The 24,665-nt window shown below is 72.5% G+C and carries 14 protein-coding genes; 4 read left to right on the forward strand and 10 right to left on the reverse strand.

Going from position 1 to position 24,665, the window contains the following annotated elements:
• Positions 1–70: 70 nt before the first annotated feature.
• Together AB0E67_RS02665 and AB0E67_RS02670 are read right to left on the reverse strand one after the other, a co-directional pair.
• Complete coding sequence (locus tag AB0E67_RS02665) at positions 71–397, reverse strand: hypothetical protein (protein ID WP_362019939.1); 327 nt, start codon at positions 395–397, stop codon at positions 71–73.
• 164 nt (positions 398–561) lie between these two features.
• On the reverse strand, positions 562–2,757 hold the full coding sequence (locus AB0E67_RS02670) for an ATP-dependent DNA helicase UvrD2 (RefSeq protein ID WP_362019941.1): 2,196 nt from the start codon (positions 2,755–2,757) through the stop codon (positions 562–564).
• A gap of 280 nt (positions 2,758–3,037) precedes the next feature.
• Here AB0E67_RS02670 and AB0E67_RS02675 point away from each other — a divergent pair, with 280 nt between their 5' ends.
• A complete protein-coding gene (locus tag AB0E67_RS02675; RefSeq protein WP_362019944.1) occupies positions 3,038–3,292 on the forward strand; it encodes a mycoredoxin in 255 nt (84 codons plus the stop codon).
• 123 nt (positions 3,293–3,415) lie between these two features.
• Here AB0E67_RS02675 and nudC read toward each other — a convergent pair whose 3' ends face one another.
• From nudC to AB0E67_RS02700, 5 genes are all read right to left on the reverse strand, one after another.
• Entirely contained in the window at positions 3,416–4,363 is a 948-nt protein-coding gene (nudC, locus tag AB0E67_RS02680) for an NAD(+) diphosphatase (RefSeq protein ID WP_351525924.1), read from the reverse strand.
• A gap of 55 nt (positions 4,364–4,418) precedes the next feature.
• Positions 4,419–5,813, reverse strand: coding sequence for a dipeptidase (locus tag AB0E67_RS02685; RefSeq protein WP_362019947.1), 1,395 nt, complete (start codon positions 5,811–5,813; stop codon positions 4,419–4,421).
• 10 nt (positions 5,814–5,823) lie between these two features.
• The gene (locus AB0E67_RS02690) at positions 5,824–9,615 is read right to left on the reverse strand and encodes an ATP-dependent DNA helicase (RefSeq protein WP_362019950.1); all 3,792 of its coding nucleotides are present in this window, start codon (positions 9,613–9,615) and stop codon (positions 5,824–5,826) included.
• A gap of 291 nt (positions 9,616–9,906) precedes the next feature.
• Positions 9,907–13,551: an ATP-dependent DNA helicase gene (locus AB0E67_RS02695; protein WP_362019953.1), complete on the reverse strand. Its 3,645-nt coding sequence runs from the start codon at positions 13,549–13,551 to the stop codon at positions 9,907–9,909.
• Between the two features lie 486 nt (positions 13,552–14,037).
• Positions 14,038–14,442, reverse strand: a complete 405-nt coding sequence (locus AB0E67_RS02700) for an MGMT family protein (protein ID WP_362021420.1) — start codon at positions 14,440–14,442, stop codon at positions 14,038–14,040.
• A 374-nt stretch (positions 14,443–14,816) separates the two neighbouring features.
• Here AB0E67_RS02700 and AB0E67_RS02705 point away from each other — a divergent pair, with 374 nt between their 5' ends.
• The 3 genes from AB0E67_RS02705 (at position 14,817) to AB0E67_RS02715 (ending at position 21,303) form a co-directional block, all read left to right on the forward strand.
• Positions 14,817–17,717: a lysylphosphatidylglycerol synthase transmembrane domain-containing protein gene (locus AB0E67_RS02705; RefSeq protein ID WP_362019956.1), complete on the forward strand. Its 2,901-nt coding sequence runs from the start codon at positions 14,817–14,819 to the stop codon at positions 17,715–17,717.
• A 66-nt stretch (positions 17,718–17,783) separates the two neighbouring features.
• Complete coding sequence (locus AB0E67_RS02710) at positions 17,784–19,406, forward strand: alpha/beta hydrolase (protein ID WP_362019959.1); 1,623 nt, start codon at positions 17,784–17,786, stop codon at positions 19,404–19,406.
• Between the two features lie 292 nt (positions 19,407–19,698).
• The gene (locus AB0E67_RS02715) at positions 19,699–21,303 is read left to right on the forward strand and encodes an alpha/beta hydrolase (RefSeq protein ID WP_362019961.1); all 1,605 of its coding nucleotides are present in this window, start codon (positions 19,699–19,701) and stop codon (positions 21,301–21,303) included.
• A gap of 162 nt (positions 21,304–21,465) precedes the next feature.
• Here AB0E67_RS02715 and moeZ read toward each other — a convergent pair whose 3' ends face one another.
• From moeZ to AB0E67_RS02730, 3 genes are all read right to left on the reverse strand, one after another.
• A complete protein-coding gene (gene moeZ, locus AB0E67_RS02720; RefSeq protein WP_351524267.1) occupies positions 21,466–22,644 on the reverse strand; it encodes an adenylyltransferase/sulfurtransferase MoeZ in 1,179 nt (392 codons plus the stop codon).
• Positions 22,645–22,729: 85 nt separating this feature from the next.
• A complete protein-coding gene (locus AB0E67_RS02725) occupies positions 22,730–23,638 on the reverse strand; it encodes a spherulation-specific family 4 protein (RefSeq protein ID WP_362019964.1) in 909 nt (302 codons plus the stop codon).
• Positions 23,626–24,591 (reverse strand): NAD-dependent epimerase/dehydratase family protein, encoded by a 966-nt coding sequence (locus AB0E67_RS02730; protein ID WP_362019967.1) that lies wholly within the window; start codon positions 24,589–24,591, stop codon positions 23,626–23,628. Before AB0E67_RS02730 ends, AB0E67_RS02725 begins: the two co-directional genes overlap by 13 nt.
• Between the last annotated feature and the right edge of the window lie 74 nt (positions 24,592–24,665).

The raw sequence follows: 24,665 nt of genomic DNA on the forward strand, positions 1-24,665 counted from the left end.
CGGACAAACAAAAGGGCCGCGGATCCCGAGTGGGGTTCCGCGGCCCTGAAGGCGCCGGCCTGATGCTGAATCAGGCTGGATCACTCCAGGGTTCAGGCCCACGGAAGGCCCACATCGTGTGGTGGTGCGTCGTCTGCTTCTTGGCGCCGGCTTCCACTCCCGCACCGACAGCGGCGAAGGCATAGGCCTGGGCCTGCCCCTTCACTACTGCTGCTGCCGGTGCCTGAGCCGGTCGCTCATTGCGCTCCCGCACGGGGAAGCTCGCGGAGGACAGCGGGCTGACGACGGACAGACCGGTGCCACGGAGCGAGAAATCGCGGGAGCAGACGAGGCCGAGCGAGCAGGCGGAGACGACCGAGAGATCGGTCATTTTGTTGGTCTTGATGATGCTGATCACTTCAATCGCCTCCTCTCGGCGTCTCGGGGGACCGGCGGACCGATCCTGCGTATTCGAATAAGTACAGCACAGAGCCAGGGCTTCGGAGAAGCCGCTGTCCCTGTGGTTAAGAACCTATGGTGATGACTGGGGCAGGCGCAAACTATTTTTCCGACGAGTTTCCCTCACGCCTCGTCGGAGGCGTCCGGCGTCTGCTCCTCCCCCGTCCCACCTGCGCAAATGGCAAGAACTGCGGTCCCGAAGCGGTTCAGCTTCCGCGTGCCGACACCGGAGATCACCGCCAGTTCGCCCGCGCTGCCCGGCACCGCCTCGGCGATCGCCATCAACGTCTTGTCGGTGAACACGCAATAGGGGGGCTGGCCGATCTCCTTGGCTCTGACGGACCGCCAGTCGCGCAGTCGCTCGTACAACGCCTCGTCCATGTCGGACGGGCAGTCGTCACAGCGCATCAGCTTCATCTCGCCCGCGTCGGTGAGGGTCTTCCCGCAGACCCGGCACCGGGCCGGGCCGCGCCGGGTGCGCCTGGCGACCGGGCTCCGGCGTCGTTCGGCGCCGCCGTCCACTGCCGCCTCGATGTGCGGACCGCGGGCCGCCGTCCCGGGGCGCAGCCCGGTCAGGAACCTGCTCGGACGGCGTCCCGCGCGTCCGCCCGGCGAACGGGCGAGCGACCACGACAGCGAGAGGTGGACACGGGCCCGGGTGATGCCGACATAGAGGAGCCGCCGCTCCTCCTCGATCTGCTCGTCGGTCCTGGCGTAGGCGATCGGCAGCATGCCCTCGGTCAGTCCGACCAGGAACACGGCGTCCCATTCCAGACCCTTCGCCGAGTGCAGCGAGGCGAGGGTGACCCCCTGAACCGTGGGGGCGTGCTGGGCGGCGGCCCGTTCGTCGAGCTCCGCCATCAGGTCGGAGAGCGTCGCCCCCGGCCTGGCCCGTTCGAAGTCCTCGGCGAGCCGGACCAGTGCGGCGAGGGACTCCCAGCGGTCGCGCACCGCCCCGGAACCCGCGGGCGGCTTCGGTGCCCAACCCTTGGTGGACAGCACCGCGCGCACCTGGGCCGCCAGGTCCTCCGCGTCGTCCAGCAGACGGTCGTTGCCTCCCGCGCGCGCGGCGCCTCGCAGGGCCGTGCCCGCCTCCCGCACCTCCGCCCGCTCGAAGAAGCGCTCCGCGCCGCGCAGCTGGTAGGGCACGCCCGCGTCGGCCAGGGCCTGTTCGTAGACCTCGGACTGGGAGTTGACCCGGTAGAGCACGGCGATCTCGCCCGCCGGGACGCCCGCGGCGATCAGGTCGCGCACGCGGCGGGCGGTGCCCTCCGCCTCCGCGGGCTCGTCCGCGTACTCCGTACGGACGGGCTCGGGGCCGGGGTCGCGCTGCGAGATCAGTTCCAGCCGGTGCTCGGCGGCGCGGCCGCGGGCCTGGCCGAGCAGCCCGTTGGCCAGATGGACGACCTGGGGGGTGGAGCGGTAGTCCCGGACCAGCTTGACGACGGTCGCGTGCGGGTGGCGGCTGCGGAAGCTCAGCAGGTGTTCGGGGGTGGCTCCGGTGAAGGAGTAGATCGTCTGGCTCGCGTCGCCGACGACGCACAGACTGTCCCGCTCTCCGAGCCAGAGGTCGAGCAGCCGTTGCTGGAGGGGGCTGACGTCCTGGTACTCGTCGACCACGAAGTGCTGGTACTGGCGGCGGACGTGCTCGGCGATGTCGTGACGGTCCTGGAGGATGGCGACGGTCAGCAGCAGCACGTCCTCGAAGTCGATGACCGCGTGATCGCGCTTCAGCTGCTCGTACATGGCGTAGATCTGGGAGATCTCGGCCGGATCGCGCGGGGCGTCCCGATGGGTCCTGGCGACCACGGCCGGATAGTCGGCGGGCACGGTCTGGGTGACCTTGGACCACTCGATCTCGCTCGTGACGTCTCGCAGCTCGTTGCGGTCGAGCCGGATGCGGCAACGAGTCGCCGCCTCCGCGACCAGCTGGACCTTGCGCTCCAGCAGCCGCGGCAGGTCGCCGCCGACCGCCTTCGGCCAGAAGTACTGGAGCTGGCGCAGCGCGGCGGAGTGGAACGTCCGCGCCTGCACCCCGCCCGCGCCGAGCTGGCGCAGCCGTCCGCGCATCTCGCCCGCGGCCCGATTGGTGAACGTGACGGCGAGCACGCTCGCCGGCTGGAGTATCCCCGCGCGCACCCCGTAGGCGATGCGATGAGTGATCGCACGCGTCTTGCCCGTACCGGCCCCGGCCAGCACACACACCGGGCCATGCAGGGCCGTGGCGACCTCGCGCTGCTCGGGGTCGAGCCCGTCGAGCACGGCGTCGGCCGACTCGGGGACCTGTGGGAAGAGGGAGGAATGCGTTGCTGCTGTCACCCCGCCATGCTGCCAGGTTGCTCGTGACCGGTGCGGAGGTTGTCCACAGGGGCGGTCCGTCCGTCGTACTAATCGCCGCGCTCCGCGTTGCTCGCGGGGCTCCGCCCGATCACGGGGCTCCGTACGGGCCGGGCTCCGTTACGGAGACGCTGTCGCGGGCCCGGTGTGAGATGTCTCCGGACCGGGCGGCGACGGGAATGGTGCTCGGCTCGCGTACGTTGCCCATCCGGGCGGACCGAGCAGGACCGCGCAGTCGGACGAGACAGAGGAGCGGGAAGAGATGCCGGGCACTGTGACGATGTACAGCACCACGTGGTGCGGCTACTGCCGTCGGCTCAAGAGCCAGATGGACCGCGAGGGCATCGCGTACAACGAGATCAACATCGAGCAGGACCCGGAGTCCGCCGCCTTCGTCGAGAAGGCCAACGGGGGCAACCAGACCGTGCCCACCGTCCTGGTGATCGGCTCGACAGGCGCCGAGGCCGTCATGACGAACCCGTCCCTGGCCCAGGTGAAGCAGGCGCTCGCCGTCTGATCCGCCGACGCGGCAACGCCCCTCACCGGTATCGGTGAGGGGCGTTCTCGCGTCTTCCGGTCGTCGTCCCGCGTCGTCCGGTCGTCGCGTCTCCGCCGGTCGTCGCGCGCCCGGCAGACGTGCTCAGCCGACGCTGCCCGGCTTGGGAAGCGGCTTTCCGTACCACATCTCGATCAGGCGGGACGCGATCGAGATGCCGTACGGGGGCAGGACCTCGCCCGATTCGAAGGCCGCGGTCAGTTCCTCGCGGGAGAACCAGCGGGCTTCCTCGATCTCCTCGCCGTCCACGTCGATCTCGGCGGAGGTCGCCCGCGCCATGAAGCCGAGCATCAGACTGGACGGGAACGGCCAGGGCTGGCTGGCGACGTACTCGACCTCGCCGACCGTGATGCCCGCCTCCTCGAAGACCTCGCGGGCCACGGACTGCTCGATCGACTCCCCCGGCTCGACGAACCCCGCGAGCGTGGAGAAGCGGCCCTCGGGCCAGTGCACCTGACGGCCGAGCAGCGCGCGGTCCTGGTCGTCCGTCACCAGCATGATGACCGCGGGGTCGGTGCGCGGGTAGTGCTCGGCGCCGCAGGTCGGGCAGCGGCGGATGTGGCCGGCCGCCGCGATGACCGTGCGCTCCCCGCAGCGCGAGCAGAAGCGGTGCAGACGCTGCCAGTTCTCCAGGGCCACCGCGTGCACCATCAGTCCGGCGTCCCGGGGGCCGAGCAGCATCCCGGCCTCGCGCAACCCGGCCGGACGGGCCGGCTGGTCCATGCGGCCGGGCAACGAGTCCTTCTGGAGCGCGAAGTAGCTGACGCCGTCCGCGTCGGTGCCCAGGAAGTAGCGGTGGGTCTCGGTGAGCGGGGCCTCGAAGGCCGGTGTCATGACGATCTCCGTACCGCCGTCGGCGGTGTCGTCGATCAGCACCTGTCCGCCGGACACGACGAAGACGCGCGTGGTCGGGTGGCTCCACGCGGCGGCCAGCCATGCCTCGTCGAGGCGGTGGTGCGCCGCGCGGTCGATGCCGCTGGGCGCCGTGAGACCGATGGGCCGGTCCGTGACGGCGTTGTCGAAGGTGCTCACAGGTGCTTCCTACTCCCCGGGACGGTTCGGGTGTTCAGAGGGCTCGGCGAAAAGCTCAACGGAGTGCCTCGGCCAGTTCGCCCCAGAGGTGGGCGGTCGTCTCCACGCCCTTGAACAGCAGGTCCAGTTCGACCTTCTCGTTGGGGGCGTGCCAGCCGTCGGAGGGGACGGAGATGCCGAGGAAGAGAACGGGGGCGCCGAGGACGTCCTGCAGGTCGGCGGCGGGCCCCGAGCCGCCTTCGCGGGTGAAGAGGATCTTCCGGCCGAAGGCTCGTCCCATCGCGCGCGAGATCGCTCGCAGGGCGGGGTGGTCCAGCGGCGTGAGGCAGGGGCGGGTGGCCGGGGAGAAGGTGATCCGGTGTCGGATGCCGGCCGGGATCCGGGCCTCGGCCCAGGCGCGGACCACCTGCTGGATGTGGTCGGGGTCCTGGCCCGCGACCAGCCGGAAGCTGATCTTCACCAGGGCGGAGGAGGGGATGATCGTCTTGCTGCCCGCGCCCTGGTAGCCGCCGCCGATGCCGTTGACCTCTGCGGTGGGGCGGGCCCAGACGCGTTCCAACGTGGAGTAGCCGGCCTCTCCGGACGCCGACCGGGACCTGGCGGTGCGCAGCCAGCTCTCCTCGTCGAAGGGGAGTTCGGCGAAGAGTGCGCGCTCGGCCTCGGTGAGCCCCGTCACACCGTCGTAGAAGCCGGGTATCGCGATCCGGCCGTCCGCGTCGTGCAGCGCGGCGACGAGCCGGGCCACGGCGGTCGCGGGGTTGGGGACGGCGCCGCCGAACGAACCGGAGTGGATGTCCTGCTCGGGGCCGTACAGCTCGATCTCGCACTCGGCGAGGCCGCGCATGCCCGTACAGACCGTGGGCGTGTTCTCGTCCCACATGCCGGTGTCGGAGACGATCACGGCGTCGGCGGCGAGGCGGGCGGCCCGTTCCTCGACCAGGGCTCGGAAGTGCGGCGAACCGGACTCCTCCTCGCCCTCGATCAGCAGCTTGAGGTTGACGGCGGGGGCGGTACGGCCGGTGGCGGCGAGGTGGGCCCGCACACCGAGGGTGTGGAAGAACACCTGTCCCTTGTCGTCGGCGGCACCCCGCCCGTACATGCGGCCGTCGCGGATCACGGGCTCGAACGGGTCGGTGTCCCAGCCGTCCTGGCGGGCTGCGGGCTGCACGTCGTGATGCCCGTAGACGAGGACGGTCGGGGCGTCCGGGTCGCCGGACGGCCACTCGGCGAAGACGGCGGGGGCGCCGGGGGTGTCCCAGATCTCGGTGACCGGGAAGCCGGTCTCCTGCAGCTTGGCGGACAGCCACTCGGCGCTGCGCCGTACGTCCCCGTCGTGCTCCGGCTGGGCGGACACGGACGGGATGCGCAGCCAGGAGGCGAGGTCGTCGAGGAAGGCTGTGCGGTGCTGCTCGGTGTACGTGTGGACGGCGCTGTCCGGGGTGTCGCTCATGGTGTCGAGCCTATCGGCCGTCGGGAGATGGCTCGTCCAGCAGGATCCGCTCCAGTTCCGCCCGGCCCGGGAGCCGGGCGGGCCGTACGGTCTCGCCGCTGCGCACGTACAGGAACGTGGCCGTGACGGCGGTGAGGGGCAGATCGTGCAGTTCGGCCCAGGCCAGGCGGTAGATCGCGAGCTGGAGGGGGTCGGCGGTGCGGGTGCGGGTGGTCTTCCAGTCGACGATCTCGTACGTGTCCTCCCCGGTGCGGTAGACGGCGTCGATCCGCCCCCTGATCACCCGGCCCGCGAGGGTGATCTGGAACGGGGTCTCCACTCGGTGGGGAGTGCGGCGGGCGTACGGGGTGCGCTCGAACGCCTCCTTGAGCGCGGCGAGATCCCGCTCGTCGGCGATCTCGGCCTCGCTCTCGTCACCACCGGGCAGCTCGTCCGGGCCGAGCATGGGCAGGGGAAGCTCCTCGAAGCGGGACTCCACCCAGGCGTGGAATCGGGTGCCCCTGCGGGCCGCGGGCTGTGGTGGCCTCGGCATGGGACGGGCCAGCTCCCGTGCGAAGCCGTCGGGGTCGTCCGCGAGCTTCAGCAGTTGGGTGGCGGAGAGCGCGGGGGGTACGAGGACGTCGCGCACGGTGGCGCGGGCGCGGCGCAGTTCGCCGGTGAGGGCGTCGAGGTCGCGGTCCCAGGAGGCCAGCACGCGGGCCTCCTCCGGGGTGAGGCGGTGCGTCCCGGGGGTGCGGCGTGGTTCGGGAGGACGGGGGGCCTCCTCGGCGCGCTCGGGGGCACGGGCCGCCGGGACGGAGGTGGCGGTGCCCGGAGCGGAGGCGGGTGCGGAGGCCGGTGCGGGCGGGCGCTCCGTCGACAGGGCGTCCCAGTCGTCGGTCCAGTCCTCGGCCCCGTCGGGGTAGATCTCGTCGGGGTACGCCTCCTCCGGAGACGTCTCGTCCGGATACGGCTCGTCGGCGGGGAAGGGGGCGTTCCCGTACGGGTCGTCGTGCGCATCCGGGGCGGCGGCCCGCGTCCCGTACGCGTCCGGGTCGGCCTCCGTCGCGGTCAGGGCGTCCAGATGCGCCAGGACCGTTTCGGCGGCGGCCCTGCGGCGGATCAGCGCGGTGCCGTCGAGGGGCAGCGGCCATGCCCGGTCGGCCTGCTTCTCCTCCAGCGCGGGGTTCTCCTCGCCCTCGGCCGGTTCGTCGGCCCATGCCTCGATCTCGCCGTGTCCGGCCGCACAGTGCTCGTACAGCGCGTGCAGGAAGGCGGACGGGCCGCGCGGCTTCTTCTGGGTCGGCCCCCACCAGTGGCCGGAACCCAGCAGCAGCGATCGGGGCCTGGTGAAGGTCACATAGCCCAGGCGGAGCTCCTCGGTGTGCTGATGCTCCTTCATCGCTTCCTTGAACCCCTTGAGCCCCTTGGCGTCCGGGGAGTCGAGGGCGGGGAGCGTGGCCGTGTCGCCGCGCAGGGCGTGCGGCAGGACCTGGGGCTGGGACGTCCAGGCGTCGCGGGACTGGCCGCTGGGGAACTGACCGGCGACCAGTCCGGGCACCGCGACGACCTCCCACTCCAGGCCCTTGGACTTGTGCGCGGTGAGGACCTTGACGGTGTTCTCGCCGCCGGGCAGGGCGTTGTCCAGGCCCTTCTCGTACTGGACGGCGGTGCGCAGGAAACCCAGGAAGGCGAGGAGCGTGGCCTCGCTCTCGACGGAGGCGAAGCGGGCGGCCACGTCGAGGAAGTTGGCCAGCGTCTCGCGGCGGCGGGCGGCCAGCGCGTGCGGCGACGCGGAGAGCTCGACCTCCAGGCCGGTGGTGGCGAGGACCCGGTGCAGCACGTCCATGAGGGGATCGGCCAGGGAGCGGCGCAGGTCGCGCAGTTCGGCGGCCAGGTGGGCGAAGCGGACGCGGGCCTCGGCGGAGAACGGCAGCCCGTCGTCCGCCTCGCCGCCCGATTCGAGGAAGGTGTCCAGCGCGTCGGCGAGCGAGATCACTTCGGCCGGGTCGGTGCCTTCGACGGCCTCGGCAAGACGCCGTTCGGGATCGGGACCGTCCTCCTCGCCGTGGCCCGCGCGGTGCACGAGGAGGCGGGCGCGACGGCCGAGGAGGGCCAGGTCCCGGGGGCCGATCCGCCAGCGGGGGCCGGTGAGCAACCGGACCAGGGAGGCGTTGGCCCCCGGGTCCTGGAGGACCTCGCAGACCGCGACGAGGTCGGCGACCTCGGGCAGGTGGAGCAGCCCGGAGAGGCCGACGACCTCGACCGGGACGTCACGGGCCACCAGCGCGGCGTGGATCTCCGGGAAATCGCCCGCGGTGCGGCACAGGACGGCGATCTCGCCGGGGTGCCCGTCGGTCCTGACGAGGTGGGCGATGGAGTCGGCGATCCAGTCGATCTCCTCGTCGTGGGTGCGGAGCAGGGCGCAGCGGACGGTGCCGTCGCGCTCGGCGCCCGGGGCGGGGCGCAGGGCCTCGACGCCCTCGTGCATGGCGCGCAGGGGCGCGGCGAGGCCGTTGGCGAGGTGGAGGAGCCGGCCGCCGCTGCGGCGGTTCTCGCTGAGGGAATAGCGGGTGGCGGGGGTGCCGTCGGCGTGCGGGAAGTGGAGCGGGAAGTCGTCGAGGTTGGCGACGGAGGCGCCTCGCCAGCCGTAGATCGCCTGGCAGGGGTCGCCCACGGCGGTGACCGCGTGGCCGGTCGGCGTCGCGTCCGCCGCCTGCCCGTGGCCGTTCCCCGTCCGTCCGTGGCCGGTCGGCGTCATGTCCGCCGCCTGCCCGTGGCCGTTCCCTGCCGCGTCCGCCGTCTGCCGGTGGCCGTTCCCCGTCTGCCGGTGGCCGTTCCCCGTCTGCCGGTGGCCGTTCCCCGTCGCGCCTGCCCACGTGGTCCCCGCCGCTTCCATCCGCGCGGTCCGCGTCGCCCCTGTCCCTGCGGTCGCCGACGCCGCGTCCGGTCGGCGGCCGAAGAGGGCGGAGAGCAGGAGCCGTTGGGCGACCGAGGTGTCCTGGTACTCGTCGAGCAGCACGACCCGGAACTCGTCGCGCAGGATCGTGCCGACCTCCGGGCGGGTCAGTGCCAGTTCGGCGGAGAGCGCGATCTGGTCGCCGAAGTCGAGGAGGTCGCGGCTCCTCTTGGCCTCGCGGTAGCGCCGGGTCAGGTCCAGCAGCTCGCGGCGGGCCCGCGCGGTCTCGGGGATCTTGCGCAGCTCGGCGTTGGTGAGCCGGGCCGTTTCGAGCGTGTGGAACAGATCAGTGTCGTACTCCGCCAGTTCCTCGGGCCGCACGAGGTGCTCGGCCAGTTCGGCGTCGAGGGCCAGCAGATCGCTGACCAGTGTGGCGAACGACCTGGTCAGGGCCGGGTACGGACCGGGGGCCTCACGCAGTACGCGGGCGGCGAGCTGATAGCGGGTGGCGTCGGCGAGGAGGCGTGTGGTGGGCTCCAGCCCGATGCGCAGTCCGTGTTCGGTGAGAAGCCGGCCGGCGAACGCGTGGTACGTGGAGATGCTCGGCTCGCCGGGCGGGTCGTCCGGATCGATGACGTCCGGGTCGGTGACCCCGGCGGCCACGAGGGCCTTGCGGACGCGTTCGGCGAGCTCGCCCGCCGCCTTGTTGGTGAAGGTGAGCCCGAGGACCTGCTCGGGAGCGACCTGTCCGGTCCCCACCAGCCACACCACGCGCGCGGCCATCACCGTGGTCTTCCCCGACCCGGCTCCGGCGACGATCACCTGCGGGGCGGGCGGCGCGATGATGCAGGCCGTCTGCTCCGGGGTGAACGGGATCCCGAGGAGTTCCTTCAGCTGCTCGGGATCGGTGATACGTGGGGACACCCGATCGAGGCTAACCGGCCCCACCGACAACGTACGGCGCCGAGCCCTTCGATCCCCGCCGGAACCAGTCGGATCCCGGCGGACCCCGGTGGACCCCGGCGCCCCTGGTCGAGCCGTGCCGACCAGGGGCGAGCCGTGCCGACCAGGGGCGAGCCGTGCCGACCAGGGGCGAGCCGTGCCGACCAGGGGCGAGCCGTGCCTGGACATCGCAGAGCGTTGCCCGACCCCGATCGTTGTCGATCACTGCCGGTTGTTTCCGAGCACCGACCGGTCGTCGTCGAACAACGCCGGTCATTCCACGATGTGGCGGCCCTCCGGCTGCGCGCTGCACGAGGCGCGGAAGGCGCAGTGCGTGCAGTGCCCGCCCGTCGTGGGGGTGAACCGTTCGTCCAGGACCCGGCCGGCCGCCGTGGCCAGCAGATCGGACACCCACTCGCCGGAGAGCGGCTCCTGGGCCTGCACCTTCGGCAGGGTGTCGCCGCCCTCCTTCTTCGGGGCGGGCTGACGCAGTTGTACGAGTTCGGCGCCGCCCGGTCCGGGGCGGTGGCCGTCGAAGACGTCGTCGACCGCTCCTTCCCGTACGGCCAGCTGGTACACGGCGAGCTGGGGGTGACGGGCGACCTCGTCCTTGGTGGGCGACTGCTTGCCGGTCTTGAAGTCGACGACGTACGCCCGGCCCTCGGCGTCCCGCTCGACCCGGTCCATGGAACCGCGGATGCGTACCCGGTACTCCCCCGCCTCCAGGGTCACGTCGAAGTCGTGCTCGCTCGCGGCATGGGTGCGTCCGGCGCGGTCCATGACGTGCCAGCGCAGGAAGCGTTCGAGGGCGATCCGGGCCTGTTCCTTCTCCTGCCGGGACTTCCAGGGGGCGTCGAAGGCGAGACCGTCCCAGACCGAGTCCAGTCGTTCCATCAGGACGGCCAGGTCGGCGGGGGTGCGCCCGGAAGCGACCTCGTCGGCGAGCACGTGCAGGACGTTGCCGAAGCCCTGGGCCGCGGTCGCCGGGGCGTCCGCCTTGACCTCGCGACCGAGGAACCACTGGAGCGCACAGGTGTTGGCGAGCTGGTCCAGGGCGCTTCCGGAGAGGGCCACGGGCCGGTCCCGGTCTCGGAGCGGGACGGTGGAACGGGTCGGCTCGTTCAGGCCCCACCAGCGGTGCGGATGGGCCGCGGGCACCAGGGGCCGGCCCTCGTCGTCGGAGAGCGAGGCGAGCCGGGCCAGGCGGCGGGCGGCTTCCTCGCGCAGGGCCTCGGACGCGTCCGGGTCGACGGTGGTGGCGCGGAGCTCGGCGACGAGTGCTGCGACGGAGAGGGGGCGGCGCGGGCGGCCGGTGACATCGCGCGGTTCGACACCGAGTTCCGTGAGGAAGCGGGACGGCTGGTCGCCGTCGTCGGAGGGCGCCTTGACCGCGGTGACGACGAGGCGTTCGCGGGCACGGGTCGCGGCGACGTAGAAGAGGCGGCGTTCCTCGGCGAGCAGGGCGCCGGGGGTGAGCGGCTCGGCCAGGCCGTCGCGGCCGATCCGGTCCGCTTCGAGCAGCGAGCCCCGGCGGCGCAGGTCCGGCCAGAGCCCCTCCTGCACGCCCGCGACGACGACCAGGCGCCACTGCAGGCCCTTGGAGCGGTGTGCGGTCATCAGCCGTACGGCGTCGGGGCGCAGAGCGCGCCGGGAAAGGGTGTCGGCGGCGATGTCCTGGGCGTCCACCTCTTCCAGGAAGTTGAGCGCGCCGCGTCCGCCGGTGCGTTCCTCGGCGCGGGCGGCGGTCTCGAAGAGCGCGCAGACGGCGTCGAGGTCACGGTCGGCGTTGCGCCCGCCCGCTCCCCCACGCAACGCGGCGCGTTCCAGGCGCGCCGGCCACGGGGTGCCCGCCCACAGCTCCCACAGCGCCTCCTCCGCCGTACCGCCGCCTTCGAGCAGCTCGCGCGCCTTGCGCAGGAGCGCGCCGAGGCGCTGGGCTCCGCGGGCGTACGCCGGGTCGTGCGTGACGAGCCGTTCGGGTTCGGCGAGGGCGCGGGCCAGCAGGTCGCCGGAGGGGGGCGGTACGCGGTTCCCGGCGGCCCGCTCCTCGTCGCGCAGGGCCCGGCCGAGGCGGCGCAGGTCGGCCGCGTCCATGGAACCGAGGGGGGAGGCAAGAAGGGACAGTGCGGTCTCGGTGTCCAGCCAGGACACCGCCGATGCCACTGGTGACGCCGGTGCCGATGATGTCTCTGGTGCCGCCCGTGTCTCCGGTTGCTCCGACGCCTGCGGTTGCTCTGGTGCTTCTGCTGCCCCCGCTGCCCCTACTGCCCCTGGCATCTCGCATGGCTCCGACGTCGAAGACGCCGCGTGCGCCTCCGTCGTCCCTGACACACCTGACACCCCTGACGCCTCTGACGCCTCTGGCGTCCCGGGTGCCGCCGCCGTCACCGAGGTCGCCGACGCCGCACCCGAGGCATCCGTGCCCGGCGCACCCCGGAGCAGTGCCGCCGTGGCGACCGCGCGCAGGGCAGTCAGTAGGGGCGCGACCGCCGGTTCATGACGCAGGGGGAGATCGTCCCCGTCGACCTCCAGAGGGACCCCGGCCGAGGTCAGGGCCCGGCGGAGCGAGGGGATCGTGCGGCCCCCGGCCCGTACGAGCACCGCCATCTCGCTCCACGGAACGCCATCCTCCAGATGCGCCCGGCGCAGCAGATCGGCGATGTTGTCCAGCTCGGTGGAGGCGGTCGGATAGGTGTACGCCTCCACCTCGCCGCCCTCGCGGACGGCGGCGAGGTCCCGGTGGGCGCGTACCTGCTCCACGGGCAGCCGAGGCAGCGGCATCCGGCGGGTGAGCAGCCGGGTGGCCTCCAGCAACCGGCCGCCGGAACGGCGCGAGGTGGTGAGGACGGCGACCGGGGCCGGGGTGCCGTCCGCCCGGCGGAACGTCTCCGGGAAGTCGAGGATGCCGTTCACATCGGCCCCCCGGAACGCGTAGATCGACTGGTCGGGGTCGCCGAAGGCGATCAGGTCCCGGCCGCTCCCGCCCCTCCGGCCGCCTCCGCCTCCCGGGCCGCCCGCGGACCCGTGCCCGGCCCCCCTTCCCCGGCCGCTCCCGGTCCCCTGGTTCCCGGCCAGCGCGTGCAGCAGCCTTACCTGTGACGGGTCCGTGTCCTGGTACTCGTCGACGAACACCGCGTCGTACCGCTCCGTCAGCCACGCCGCCACCTCGGGGCGCTCCGCGAGCAGCACGGCCCGGTGGACCAGCTCCGCGTAGTCCAGCACCCCCTGGGCGTCCAGCACGTCCAGGTACTCGGCCAGGAACCGGGCCGCCGCTCCCCAGTCCGGTCGGCCGGTGCGGCGGGCGAAGGCGGCCAGGGCGTCCGGGCCGAGGCCCAGTTCACGGCTGCGGGCGAGCACCGCCCGCACCTCGTCCGCGAAACCGCGCGTGGTCAGGCAGGCCCGCAGCTCGTCGGGCCAGCGGATGTGCGGGAAGCCGTCCTTCTCCAGTTCGAGCTGGCCGGCCAGCAGCTCGCGGACGGTGACGTCCTGCTCCGGGCCGGAGAGCAGCCGCGTCGGTTCGGCGAAGAGGTCGGCGTCCTGGTGCGCGCGGACCAGGGCGTAACAGAAGGAGTGGAACGTGGTGGCCTGCGGACTGCTGGCGGCCCCCATCCGGACGGCCATCCGGTCGCGCAGTTCCACGGCGGCCTTGCGGCTGAAGGTGAGGACCAGGATGCGGGCGGGGTCGCGGCCGCTCGCCACCCGGGCTGCGACCGCCTCGACGAGCGTGGTCGTCTTGCCGGTACCGGGGCCGGCGAGCACCAGGAGCGCTCCTCCGGGGTGGTCAACCACCGCACGCTGCGCCGCGTCCAGAAGAGGGGGGTCCACGGGACCCGGCGGGGTGCGCACCAGTCGGAACGCGCCCGTGGTCCGCTGTCGTGCCTCACGGTGCGGACTGTGTCGGGTGGTGGAGGAGTTCACGTGGATCGCCGGTCCTGGTGGATGTACGGGTGGGGGCGGGTGGGTGTGCGGGTGACGAGGGTGCGGCGCGTGCCGCGGACCGACGACGCTACGCCAGTGGGGGCGCGGCGCGGCGCGGGCCGACTGCGCGACTCGTCACGTTACGCACCACAATCGGCCTCGCCCCGCGTGCACGCGTCGCACCACGCGCCACTGCGTCCCGCGCGCCGACGCACGTCACCTCGCGCGTCGCATCACGCGCGCCGGTCCGCGTGGTGGGCGCGGTGGCGCTGCCCGTCGGCCGCCGAACCGTGTCGCACATCACGCACACCGCCGCACGCCCCGCCGACACCCCCACCGTGTCGCACGTCACGTACGCGGGCGTACGCCCCGTCGCATTCCGTGTTCTGCCGGTCTCTCCGGGCATCCGCGCGGGTCCCCCGCCGGATGTCGGACGGATCGCACGGGCCCGGCGACGCCCGGTGCGCCCCCGAATGGCCGAAGCTGTCAGATGTGAGCACCTCTGTCCTCTTCCCGGTCCGCGTCGGCATCGCCGATGACGCCGTCCCACCGCGCCCGCTTCATGTCGAGGCGCGGCAGATGGCCCTCCGCGCCGCGCGGCGCCTCGCGCAGCGGGGTGTTCTCCTCGCGGTAGTGGTCCAGTGCGCGCAGTTCGTGGCCGGGCAGCAGCGCCCCATCGGCCCGCACCACACGCCACCACGGCACGGCGCCCCCGTACAGCGCCATGACCCGGCCGACCTGGCGGGGACCGCCGTCCCCCAGCCATTCGGCGATGTCCCCGTACGTCATGACACGGCCGGGTGGGATCAGGTCGACGACATCGAGCACCCGCTCCGCGTACTCCGGGATCCGGTCGGCATGCTCCGGGATCTGGTCGGCGCGCTCCGCGATCCCGTCGGCATGCTCCGGGGTCCCGTCGGCCGCACGAGCATCGCCCGTCGCGGCGCCGCCCGGTCCCTCGCCACGCGATCCCCCGGCAGCCGGCCCTTCGCCACGAGATCTCCCGGCGCCCGTTTCGTCCATGTCCGTTCCCTCGGCACCTGTCCGGTGTTGGCTCATCCGAGCCATCCTGCCGTACTCCACCGACAGCCCTCCCCGACCGGCGTGCGCCCGCTCACAAGGCGTGCGCGCGAGGGCAAAGGAGCGTATGTTGCGCTTCGCGTGTCCGCGCGGTGCACCCTGATGCCCTTCTCTGTCGCCGGGCCGTGCCACCATCGTGCGGGCGGTGACCGGTGATACGAGAACACGAAGAACACTCAGAGGCAATGAAGGAGCAGGGCGTGCAGCCACCGAAGGCGGCGGACGCCCCTGACGCCGAACCGCACCCGGAATCGCCGGAAACACAGGAAGCGTCACAAGCACCGGAAACCCCAGCAGTACCGGAAGCACCAGAAGCACCGGAAGCACCGGAAATGTCACAGGTACCGGACGCGCCGAAGACGCCGGGCAGGGACGCCGAGCCGTCCGGACGCCTGGCCGGTTCGACGCTCTCGACCGTCGCGGCGGAACAGGCCGAGCGGGTCTCGGGGGACGAACCGCTGCTCCCCGCCCGGGTGCACCGCCCCTCCGACCTCATGCGGCTGCTCATCGGCGTGCTGGCGATCAGCGTCCTGTTCGCGATCGCCGCGTTCGCCCACGGCACCACGGCCGGGCTCGAACAGGACATCACCAAGGGCACCGGCCAGGCGCCCGACGCTCTGATCAAGCTCGCCGGGCTCGTCTCCAGCATCGCCGTCCTGCTCGTTCCGGTCGTCTTCGCCATCGAGCGGCTGATCAAACGCGACGGGCTGCGGATCGCGGACGGAGTGCTCGCCGCCGTACTGGCGCACGGTGTCACGCTCGCCGCCGACCTCTGGGTGGCCGAGTCCGCCCCCGGCACCATCAAGGACGCCCTGACCCAGCCGCAGCCCGGGGACGCGCTCACCGACCCCGTGCACGGCTATCTCGCCCCCGTGATCGCGTACATGACGGCCGTCGGGATGGCGAGACGGCCGCGCTGGCGCGTCGTGCTGTGGGTGGTACTGCTGCTCGACGCGTTCGCCATGCTGGTGGGCGGCTTCACCACCCCGTTCTCGATCGTCCTCACCGTGCTGATCGGCTGGACCGTGGCGTACGGCACGCTGTACGCGGTCGGCTCGCCGAACGTGCGGCCGACCGGTCAGCACCTGATGGCCGGTCTGCGCCGGGTCGGCTTCCACCCGGTCACCGCGATGCGCGCCGAGGACACCCCCGACTCCGGCGACCAGAACGACCGGGGACGCCGCTATCTGGTCACCCTGGAGGACGGGCCGCCGCTCGACGTGACGGTCGTCGACCGCGAGCAGCAGGCCCAGGGCTTCTACTACCGGGTGTGGCGCAGACTCACCCTGCGCGGCATCACCCAGAACCGTTCGATCCAGTCGCTGCGTCAGGCGCTGGAGCAGGAGGCGCTGCTCGCGTACGCGGCGATCGCCGCCGGGGCCAACGCGCCCAAGCTGATCGCCACCTCCGAGCTCGGGCCCGACGCCGTGATGCTGGTGTACGAGCACATCGGCGGCCGTTCCCTGGACGCGCTGGAGGACTCGGAGATCACCGACGAGCTGCTGCGCGGCGCCTGGCGGCAGGTGAGGGCGCTCCAGTCGCGACGGATCGCGCACCGCAGGCTCACGGGCGACGCCATCCTGGTGGATCGTTCCGGCACGGTGTTCGTGACCGATCTGCGCGGCGGCGAGATCGCGGCCGGGGATCTGGTCCTGCGGATGGACGTCGCCCAGCTGCTGACCACCACGGGGCTGCGGGTGGGCGCCGAGCGGGCGGTCGCCGGTGCGCTGGAGGTGCTGGGGCCCGACGCGGTGGCGGACTGTCTGCCGCTGCTCCAGCCGATCGCGCTGAGCCGTTCCACCCGGGCCACGCTGCGGCGGCTCGCCCGGGAGCGTTCGCAGCGCGAGCGCGAGGCGGTACTGGCGGCGTCGGACGCGGCCAAGCGCGCCAGGGCCCCGGAACAGACCGCGCACGACGAGCACGCCGCCGCGGCGCCCCGCCACGAGGACGAGCGGGCGGCCGAGCGGAGGGCCGACGCCAGGGGCGGGCGCAAGGCCGAGCGCAAGTCGCTGCGCGTGCAGAAGCAGGCCGAGAAGCGGGCCGTGGACGAGGCGCTGGAGGGCGCGCGCGAGGAGGACCTGCTCTCCCAGATGCGCTGGCAGGTGCTGCGCATCCGGCCGCAGGCGCCGGTCGAGCCGGTCCGCCTGGAGCGCATCAAGGCGCGGACCCTGGTCAGTTGCATCGCCGGTGCGATCGCCGCGTACTTCCTCATCTCACAGGTGACCCAGGCCGATTTCGGCGCGGTCGTCGAGCAGGCGGAGTGGGGCTGGGTGGCGGCCGCGGTCGGCTTCTCGGCGCTGAGCTACGTCGCGGCGGCGATGAGCCTGCTGGGCTTCGTACCGGAGCGGGTGCCGTTCGGGCGGACCGTGCTGGCGCAGGTCGCCGGTTCCTTCGTGAAGCTCGTCGCCCCGGCCGCGGTCGGCGGTGTGGCGCTGAACACGAGGTTCCTGCAACGGGCCGGGGTGCGCCCGGGGCTCGCGGTGGCGAGCGTCGGCGCCTCGCAGCTGTTCGGGCTCGGCTGCCACATCCTGCTGCTCGCCGCGTTCGGGTATCTCACGGGCACGGAGAAGACGCCGTCCTCGCTCACACCGTCCAGGACCGTGATCGCCGGGCTGCTGACGGTCGCCGTGCTGGTGCTGGTGGTGACGGCGGTTCCGTTCCTGCGGAAGTTCGTGGTGACGCGGGTGCGGTCGCTGTTCGCCGGGGTCGTGCCGCGCATGCTCGACGTGGTGCAGCGGCCGCAGAAGCTGCTGACCGGCATCGGCGGGATGCTGCTGCTGACCGGGACGTTCGTGATGTGCCTGGACGCGTCGATCCGGGCGTTCAGCGGTCCGGACGTACCGACGCTCAGCTACGCGAGCATCGCGGTGGTCTTCCTGGCCGGCAACGCGCTGGGGTCGGCGGCGCCCACCCCGGGCGGCATGGGCGCGGTCGAGGGCGCGCTGACGCTGGGGCTGATCGCGGTCGGCCTGCCGAAGGAGGTCGCGGCACCGGCGGTGCTGCTGTACCGGCTGCTGACGCTGTGGCTGCCGGTGCTCCCGGGCTGGCTCTGCTTCAACCACCTGACCCGCAAGGGCGCGCTCTGAGGGCCTGCCACCCGCTTGGACCGGTGTCCCGTGCACGGGTCCCGCCCCCGCCGCACGATGGGCAGCATGAGGACCTCCCCCGCCCTGCGCGCCGCCGCTCTCGCCGCCACGGCCACCGTGCTCCTGCCCCTCGCGCTCACCGCCTGCTCGGAGAGCGGTGACGGCAGCGGCCCGGACGGGCCCGGGAACAACCCTTCGCTCGCGGCGAACGCCGCCGAGGCAACCGGTGGCCCCGGCGGCCTCGGGTCCCAGAAGCTGATGTGGAAGCCGTGCCCCGCCCCGTCCGCGGCGCAGGGCGGCGGGGAGGCCCCTGCCCCGCTGCCCGACGGCACCCGCTGGGAGTGCGCCTCCATGAAGGCGCCGCTCGACTACGCCAGGCCCGACGGCGCGACGATCGACCTGGCGCTCATCCGGGCCAGGTCCAAGACCGCGGACCCGGCCCGGCGCATCGGCTCGCTCGTCTTCAACTTCGGCGGCCCCGGCGCCTCCGGCGTCGCCGACCTGCCCGCCTTCGGCACCACGTACGAGAAGCTCCGCGCCCGCTACGACCTGGTCAGCTTCGACCCGCGCGGGGTCGGCCGCAGCGCCGGGGTGTCGTGCGAGAGCGACCGGCAGCTCGACGCGCGCTACGCGACCGACAGCACCCCGGACACCAGCGCCGAGGTCAACGCCTTCATCAAGGACACCAAGACGTTCGCCGCGGCCTGCCACAAGAACTCCGGCAGGGAACTCCCCTACGTCGGCACCACCGACGCCGCCCGCGACATGGACCTGATGCGCCAGGTGCTCGGCGACAGGAAGCTCCACTACTTCGGCATGTCCTACGGCACCGAACTGGGCGGCGTCTACGCCCACCTGTTCCCGAAGAACGTCGGCCGGGCGGTGCTGGACGCGGTGGTCGACCCGACCCTGGACGCCGAGCAGTCCTCGCTCGGCCAGGCCAAGGGGTTCCAGCTCGCGCTGGACAGCTTCACCAAGGACTGCGCGGCCCGAGGGGACGCCTGCAGGCTGCCCGGTTCCAACGCGAAGGAGATCGAACAGGGGATCGTCGACCTGCTCGACCGGCTGGAGAAGAAGCCCGTCCCGGGACTCGGCTCCCGGCAGCTCACCCAGACCCTGGCCACCACCGGCATCGCGGCGTCCCTCTACTCCAAGGCCACCTGGCCCCTGCTGGAGCAGGGCGTGGACGAGGCCGACGGCGGGAACGGCGGGCTGCTCCTCGCCCTCGCCGACTCGCTGAACGGCCGCTCCCAGGACGGCCGTTACGACAACTCGATGTCCGCCAACACCGCCATCAGTTGCGCCGACTCCAAGCAGCGGTTCACGGTCGACCAGGTGAAATCGAGACTCCCGTCGTTCCGGGCCGCCTCGCCGATCTTCGGCGACTACCTGGGCTGGGGCCTGATGAGCTGCACCGGCTGGCCGGTGGCGGGCGCCTGGAAGACCCCGGACGTCAGCGCCCCGGGCGCGCCCCCCATCCTCGTCATCGGCAACACCGGCGACCCGGCCACCCCGTACCAGGGTTCAAGGGCCATGGCCAACGCCCTGGGCAAGGGCGTCGGCGTGCAGATGACGTACGAGGGACAGGGGCACGGCGCGTACAACAGCAACAACGCCTGTGTGCAGAAGGCCGTCGGCGACTACCTGATGAACGGCAGGGTGCCCGCCGCCGGGACCGTCTGCAAGTAGCCGTCCGCTCGTTCTCCGTCGCCCGGACCAGTCCGCCGTCGCCCGGGTGCCGTCGTGCGCCCCTCCGTCCTCCGTAGCCCGACCTCCGCCCGCCGCGGTGCGTCCGCCCGTTCTCCGTCGCCCGGCCCGCCCGCCGCCGTGCGTCCTCCTGTCCTCCGTCGCCCGACCGACCTCCGTCCGCTGCCGTCGAACGGCCTGTCGGACCTCTCCCGTACGGTGTTCGTGCCGCAGACGCACCCCCGAACACGGGCGCGGCACACACGGAACGCGGCACACAGGGGAGGGCGAAATCGTGGTCGGACACGTACGGGCCGGGGCGCTGGCCGGGGCCGCGCTGCTGCTGACAGGGCTGCTCGGGGGCTGCGGCACCAGCGAGGACGGCAAAGCGGCCGGAGGGGCGGAGCGCGGCGCCGCGTCCGCGCCGTCCTCCGCCGCACCGCCCGGATCGTCCTCCGCCACGCCGGACACCCCGTCGCCCCCGCCCGCCCTGTCCGCCGCCCTCACCTCGCAGCGGCCGGACTGGAAGCGCTGCACGGCCCCCGAGGGCGGCAGCGCGCCCGGCGGTGACTGGCGCTGCGCGATCGTGGACGTACCGCTCGACTACGCGAGACCGGACGGCGACACGATCGGGATCGCATTGATCCGCAAGAAGGCCCGGGACAAGGACCGTCGTCTCGGCTCGATGCTCTTCAACTTCGGCGGCCCCGGAGGTTCCGGGGTCTCGATACTGCCGCGCGCCGCCGAGTCGTACGGGTACGGAAAGCTCAACTCCCGCTACGACCTGGTGAGCTTCGATCCCCGTGGGGTCGCGCGCAGCGCCGGTGTCGTCTGCCGCACCGACAAGAAGCAGGAGAGCGCCCTCCGGAACATCGATCTGACCCCCGACACGGCGGCGGAGGAGGCCGCGTTCATGAAGGACGCGACGGATTTCGGTGCGGGCTGCGCGCACCGCTCCGGCAAGATCCTGCCGTACGTCGGCACGTCGAACGCCGCCCGCGACATGGACCTGATCCGGCAGGTGCTCGGCGACGAGAAGCTCACCTACTTCGGCATCTCCTACGGCACCGAACTGGGCGGCACGTACGCCCACCTCTTCCCCTCGAAGGTCGGACGCACCGTGCTGGACGCCGTCGTCGACCCGACCGCCGACCCGGTCGGGCACGCCCGCAACCAGGCGACCGGCTTCCAACGGGCGTTGGAGAACTACTTCAAGGACCGCGGCCAGGACCCGAAGGCCGGGACGCGGCGCATCGCCCGGCTGCTGGAACGCATCGACCAAAAGCCGCTGCCCACCGACTCCGGGCGCGAGCTCACCGAGTCGCTGGCCGTCACCGGCATCGTCACGCCGCTGTACTCCGAGAGCAGCTGGCCCTACCTGACCCGGGCGCTGGACGAGGCGGAGAAGCGTGGCCGGGGCACCGTGCTGCTCCAGCTGGCCGACTCGTACAACGGCCGTGACGAGAACGGGCACTACGACACCCAGAGCCATGCGCAGCGCGCCGTCTCCTGTGCCGACAGCAGGCCCCGGCCGACGGTGGCCGAGGCGAGGGCCCTGCTGCCGGAGTTCCGGAAGCTGTCCCCGGTGTTCGGCCCGTTCCTGGCGTGGGACACCGCCGGCTGGTGCGCGCAGTGGCCGGTGGCGGGCGAGCACGACCACCCGGAGGTGAGCGCTCCGGGCGCCGCCCCGGTGCTGGTCGTCGGTACGACCGGTGACCCGGCCACGCCCTACGAGGGCGCGCGGAAGATGGCGGACGCGCTGGGCGAGGGTGTCGGCGTCCTGGTCACCAACAAGGGCGAGGGACACGGCTCGTACGGCAGGAGCGCGTGCGTGACATCGACCGTGGACGCGTACTTCCTCGACGGGAAGGTCCCGGCGAACGGCACGACCTGTTCCTGACGCGGCGGGGTACGAGAGATCCCCGGGGCACGGGGGCACCGCGGCACCCCGGTACGCGGAAGGGGCCGATCCGCGACATGCGGACGGCCCCTCCGGAGCGTTCGGCTTCATGCGTCGTGCATCGTGCCTCGCGCTTGGTGCTTGGTGCTTGGTGCTTGGTGCTCAGTACACCGGCTTCTCGGGCTCGATCTGGTTGACCCAGCCGATCACGCCGCCGCCCACGTGCACCGCGTCGGCGAAGCCCGCCGACTTGAGGACCGCGAGGACCTCGGCGCTGCGGACACCCGTCTTGCAGTGCAGGACGATGCGCTTGTCCTGCGGGAGGTCCTGGAGTGCGTTGCCCATCAGGAACTCGTTCTTCGGGATCAGCCGGGCGCCCGGGATCGAGACGATCTCGAACTCGTTGGGCTCGCGGACGTCGATGATCTCGATCTTCTCGTCCGCGTCGATCCACTCCTTCAGCTGCTTGGGAGTGATCGTGGAACCGGCCGCCGCCTCCTGGGCCTCCTCCGACACCACGCCGCAGAACGCCTCGTAGTCGATGAGCTCGGTGACCGTGGGGTTCTTGCCGCAGACCGCGCAGTCGGGGTCCTTGCGGACCTTGACCTGGCGGTACTGCATCTCCAGGGCGTCGTAGATCATCAACCGGCCGACCAGCGGGTCACCGATGCCGGCGAGCAGTTTGATGGCCTCCGTGACCTGGATGGAACCGACCGAGGCGCAGAGCACCCCGAGCACACCGCCCTCGGCGCAGGAGGGGACCATGCCCGGCGGGGGCGGCTCCGGGTAGAGGCAGCGGTAGCAGGGGCCGTGCTCGGACCAGAACACGGACGCCTGACCGTCGAACCGGTAGATCGAACCCCAGATGTACGGCTTGTTCAGCAGCACCGCCGCGTCGTTGACCAGATAGCGGGTGGCGAAGTTGTCCGTGCCGTCCACGATCAGGTCGTACTGCGCGAAGATCTCCAGCACGTTGTCGGCCTCGAGCCGACCCTCGTGCAGCACCACGTTCACGTACGGGTTGATGCCGAGGACCGAGTCCCTGGCGGACTCGGCCTTGGGACGGCCGATGTCGGACTGACTGTGGATGATCTGGCGCTGCAGGTTCGACTCGTCGACCTCGTCGAACTCCACGATGCCGAGCGTGCCGACACCGGCGGCGGCCAGGTACATCAGGGCCGGGGAACCGAGACCGCCGGCCCCGACGCACAGCACCTTCGCGTTCTTCAGCCGCTTCTGCCCGTCCATCCCGACATCCGGGATGATCAGGTGGCGGGAGTACCTGCGGACCTCGTCGACGGTGAGCTCAGCAGCTGGCTCGACCAGGGGTGGCAGCGACACAGGGACCTCAACAATGCAGGTGGTCGGTTTCTACGTACTTCATCTGCGTACGGTTGTTCTTCCCGTAACACTGCCACGCCCTTTCTCATTCCGAGTTACCCGGTCCGATCCGCGAGACGATTTCGTCCCAGTAACTGGGCAGCGCCGCAAATGGGTCATTCTGCCCGTGTTGACCGTCTCGGTCCGTGAAAAAGATCGTGCCCGCGCCCTGCCAGCGCGCGATGCGCATGGCCTCGTCGAGATGCGTGCGCGGAACACCGTGGACGAAGTGCGCGAACCGCTCGGGCGGGTAGTCGGCGGTCCACTCCGCCACCTGGGACCAGCGGTAGTCCGTCCACGGCCCGGAGAAGGTCACCAACTGGTCGGCGGCCTCGGCGTAGCCGGGATGCGGATGCGTGCCGATGCCCAGCACCAGCGGCCCGCCGCCTCGGCCGTACGCACCGTGCCCGGTGCCTGCGCCACCCCCGGTGCCTTCGCCGTACGCCCCGTCGCTTCCCGTCCCGTCGCCGGACCCGCCGTGCGTGCCGTGTTCGAGGAGGGTGGCGAGGGTGCTGGTGAGGCGGCGGACGGCCGGGAGTTCGGCCCGCTCGGACGGGCACCGGCCGAGGTAGAAGCCGTCGACGCGGTACCAGCTCAGGAAGGACTGCGCGTCGGCCATCAGGTCCCCGAAGGGACGGCTGCCGAAGGCCAGGTCGAGGTGCCCGAGCAGCCGGCCGCCCGCCGCCCGTACGGAGTCGTGCGGGGCGTCGCCGTGCAGCGCGCGCTCCCGCGCGTTGCGCAGGCGGCCCGCCGCCTCCAGGCAGTGCGGGTCGGGCCGGGCGCCGGGGCCGTCGTCGATGTTGAGGACGGCCCAGTGCAGCGGGGTGCCGGGGCGGGTGAGTTCGGCCCACTCCGTGGGGGCGAGCAGCGGGTGCGCGTACCCGGGTACGCCGAAGCCGAGCGGTGTGGCGCCACCGGTCCTGCGGGCGGTGCCGACCGAGGTCAGATACGGCACGCCGCCTCCATCCAGATGTCGGCGAGGGACTCCTCCAGATTGATCCGGGGGCGCCAGCCGAGCCGGTCCCTGGCGGTGCGGACGTCGGCCTGCTGCCAGGCGCCGCAGCCGTCCGGATAGGGGGACGGGGTCGCCGAGAGGTGCTCGATGAGCGACTCGCTGGAGGTGCGCGGGGCGCCGATGGGCAGCCGGGGCGGGGGCGCGTCCAGTTCGTGGAGTGCGCCCCCGTACCCGGCGACCCTGGCCAGGACGGCGGCGGCGTCCCGGAGGCGCACGGCACGGCCGGTACCGATGTTGACGACCCCCTGCGCGGCGGAGAGCGAGGCGGCGTGCACGGCGCGCGCGACGTCGCGCACGTCGACGAAGTCGCGCTGCACGCCGAGGCCGCTGAGCTTCAGTTCGCCGTCGCCGGACTGCATGGCCCGGCGCATCGCCTCGGCGAGCCTGCCGAGCGGGGAACCGGCCGGGGTGCCGGGACCGACCGGGGAGAAGACCCGCAGCACGACCGCGTCGAGGCCGGAGCCGAGGACGAGTTCGGTGGCGGCGAGCTTGCTGACGCCGTACGGGCCGCCGGGGCGCGGGAGCGCGTCCTCCGCGGTCGACGAACCGGGCTGCGAGGGCCCGTACTCCGAGGCACAGCCGAGCTGGACGAGCCGGGCCGTACAACCGCTGCGTCGCATCGCCTCGCAGACGGTGGCGACGGCGACCGTGTTGTGCCGGGTCAGGTCGCGCGCTCCGCCGCGGGTGGCGCCGGCGCAGTTGACGACGACTCCGGGGTGGACGGCGTCCAGGAAGCGGGTCAGCGCCCCGGGACTGCCGGTGGCGAGGTCGAACCGTACGTCGGCGTCGTCGCCGCGGCCCAGCGCCGTGAGGTGCACGGCGGGATCGGCGAGCAACCGGTCGGCGACGAACCGGCCGAGGAATCCGTTGGCTCCGAGCAGCAGCACCCTCATCGTGCGCCCCCTCGGTGCCGACGGCCGGCTGCCGGTGCGGGGGTTTGGGGGGTCATGTCCGGTGTCTCCTTCGG

Source organism: Streptomyces sp. NPDC032161, assembly GCF_040636995.1.
Lineage (GTDB): Bacteria > Actinomycetota > Actinomycetes > Streptomycetales > Streptomycetaceae > Streptomyces.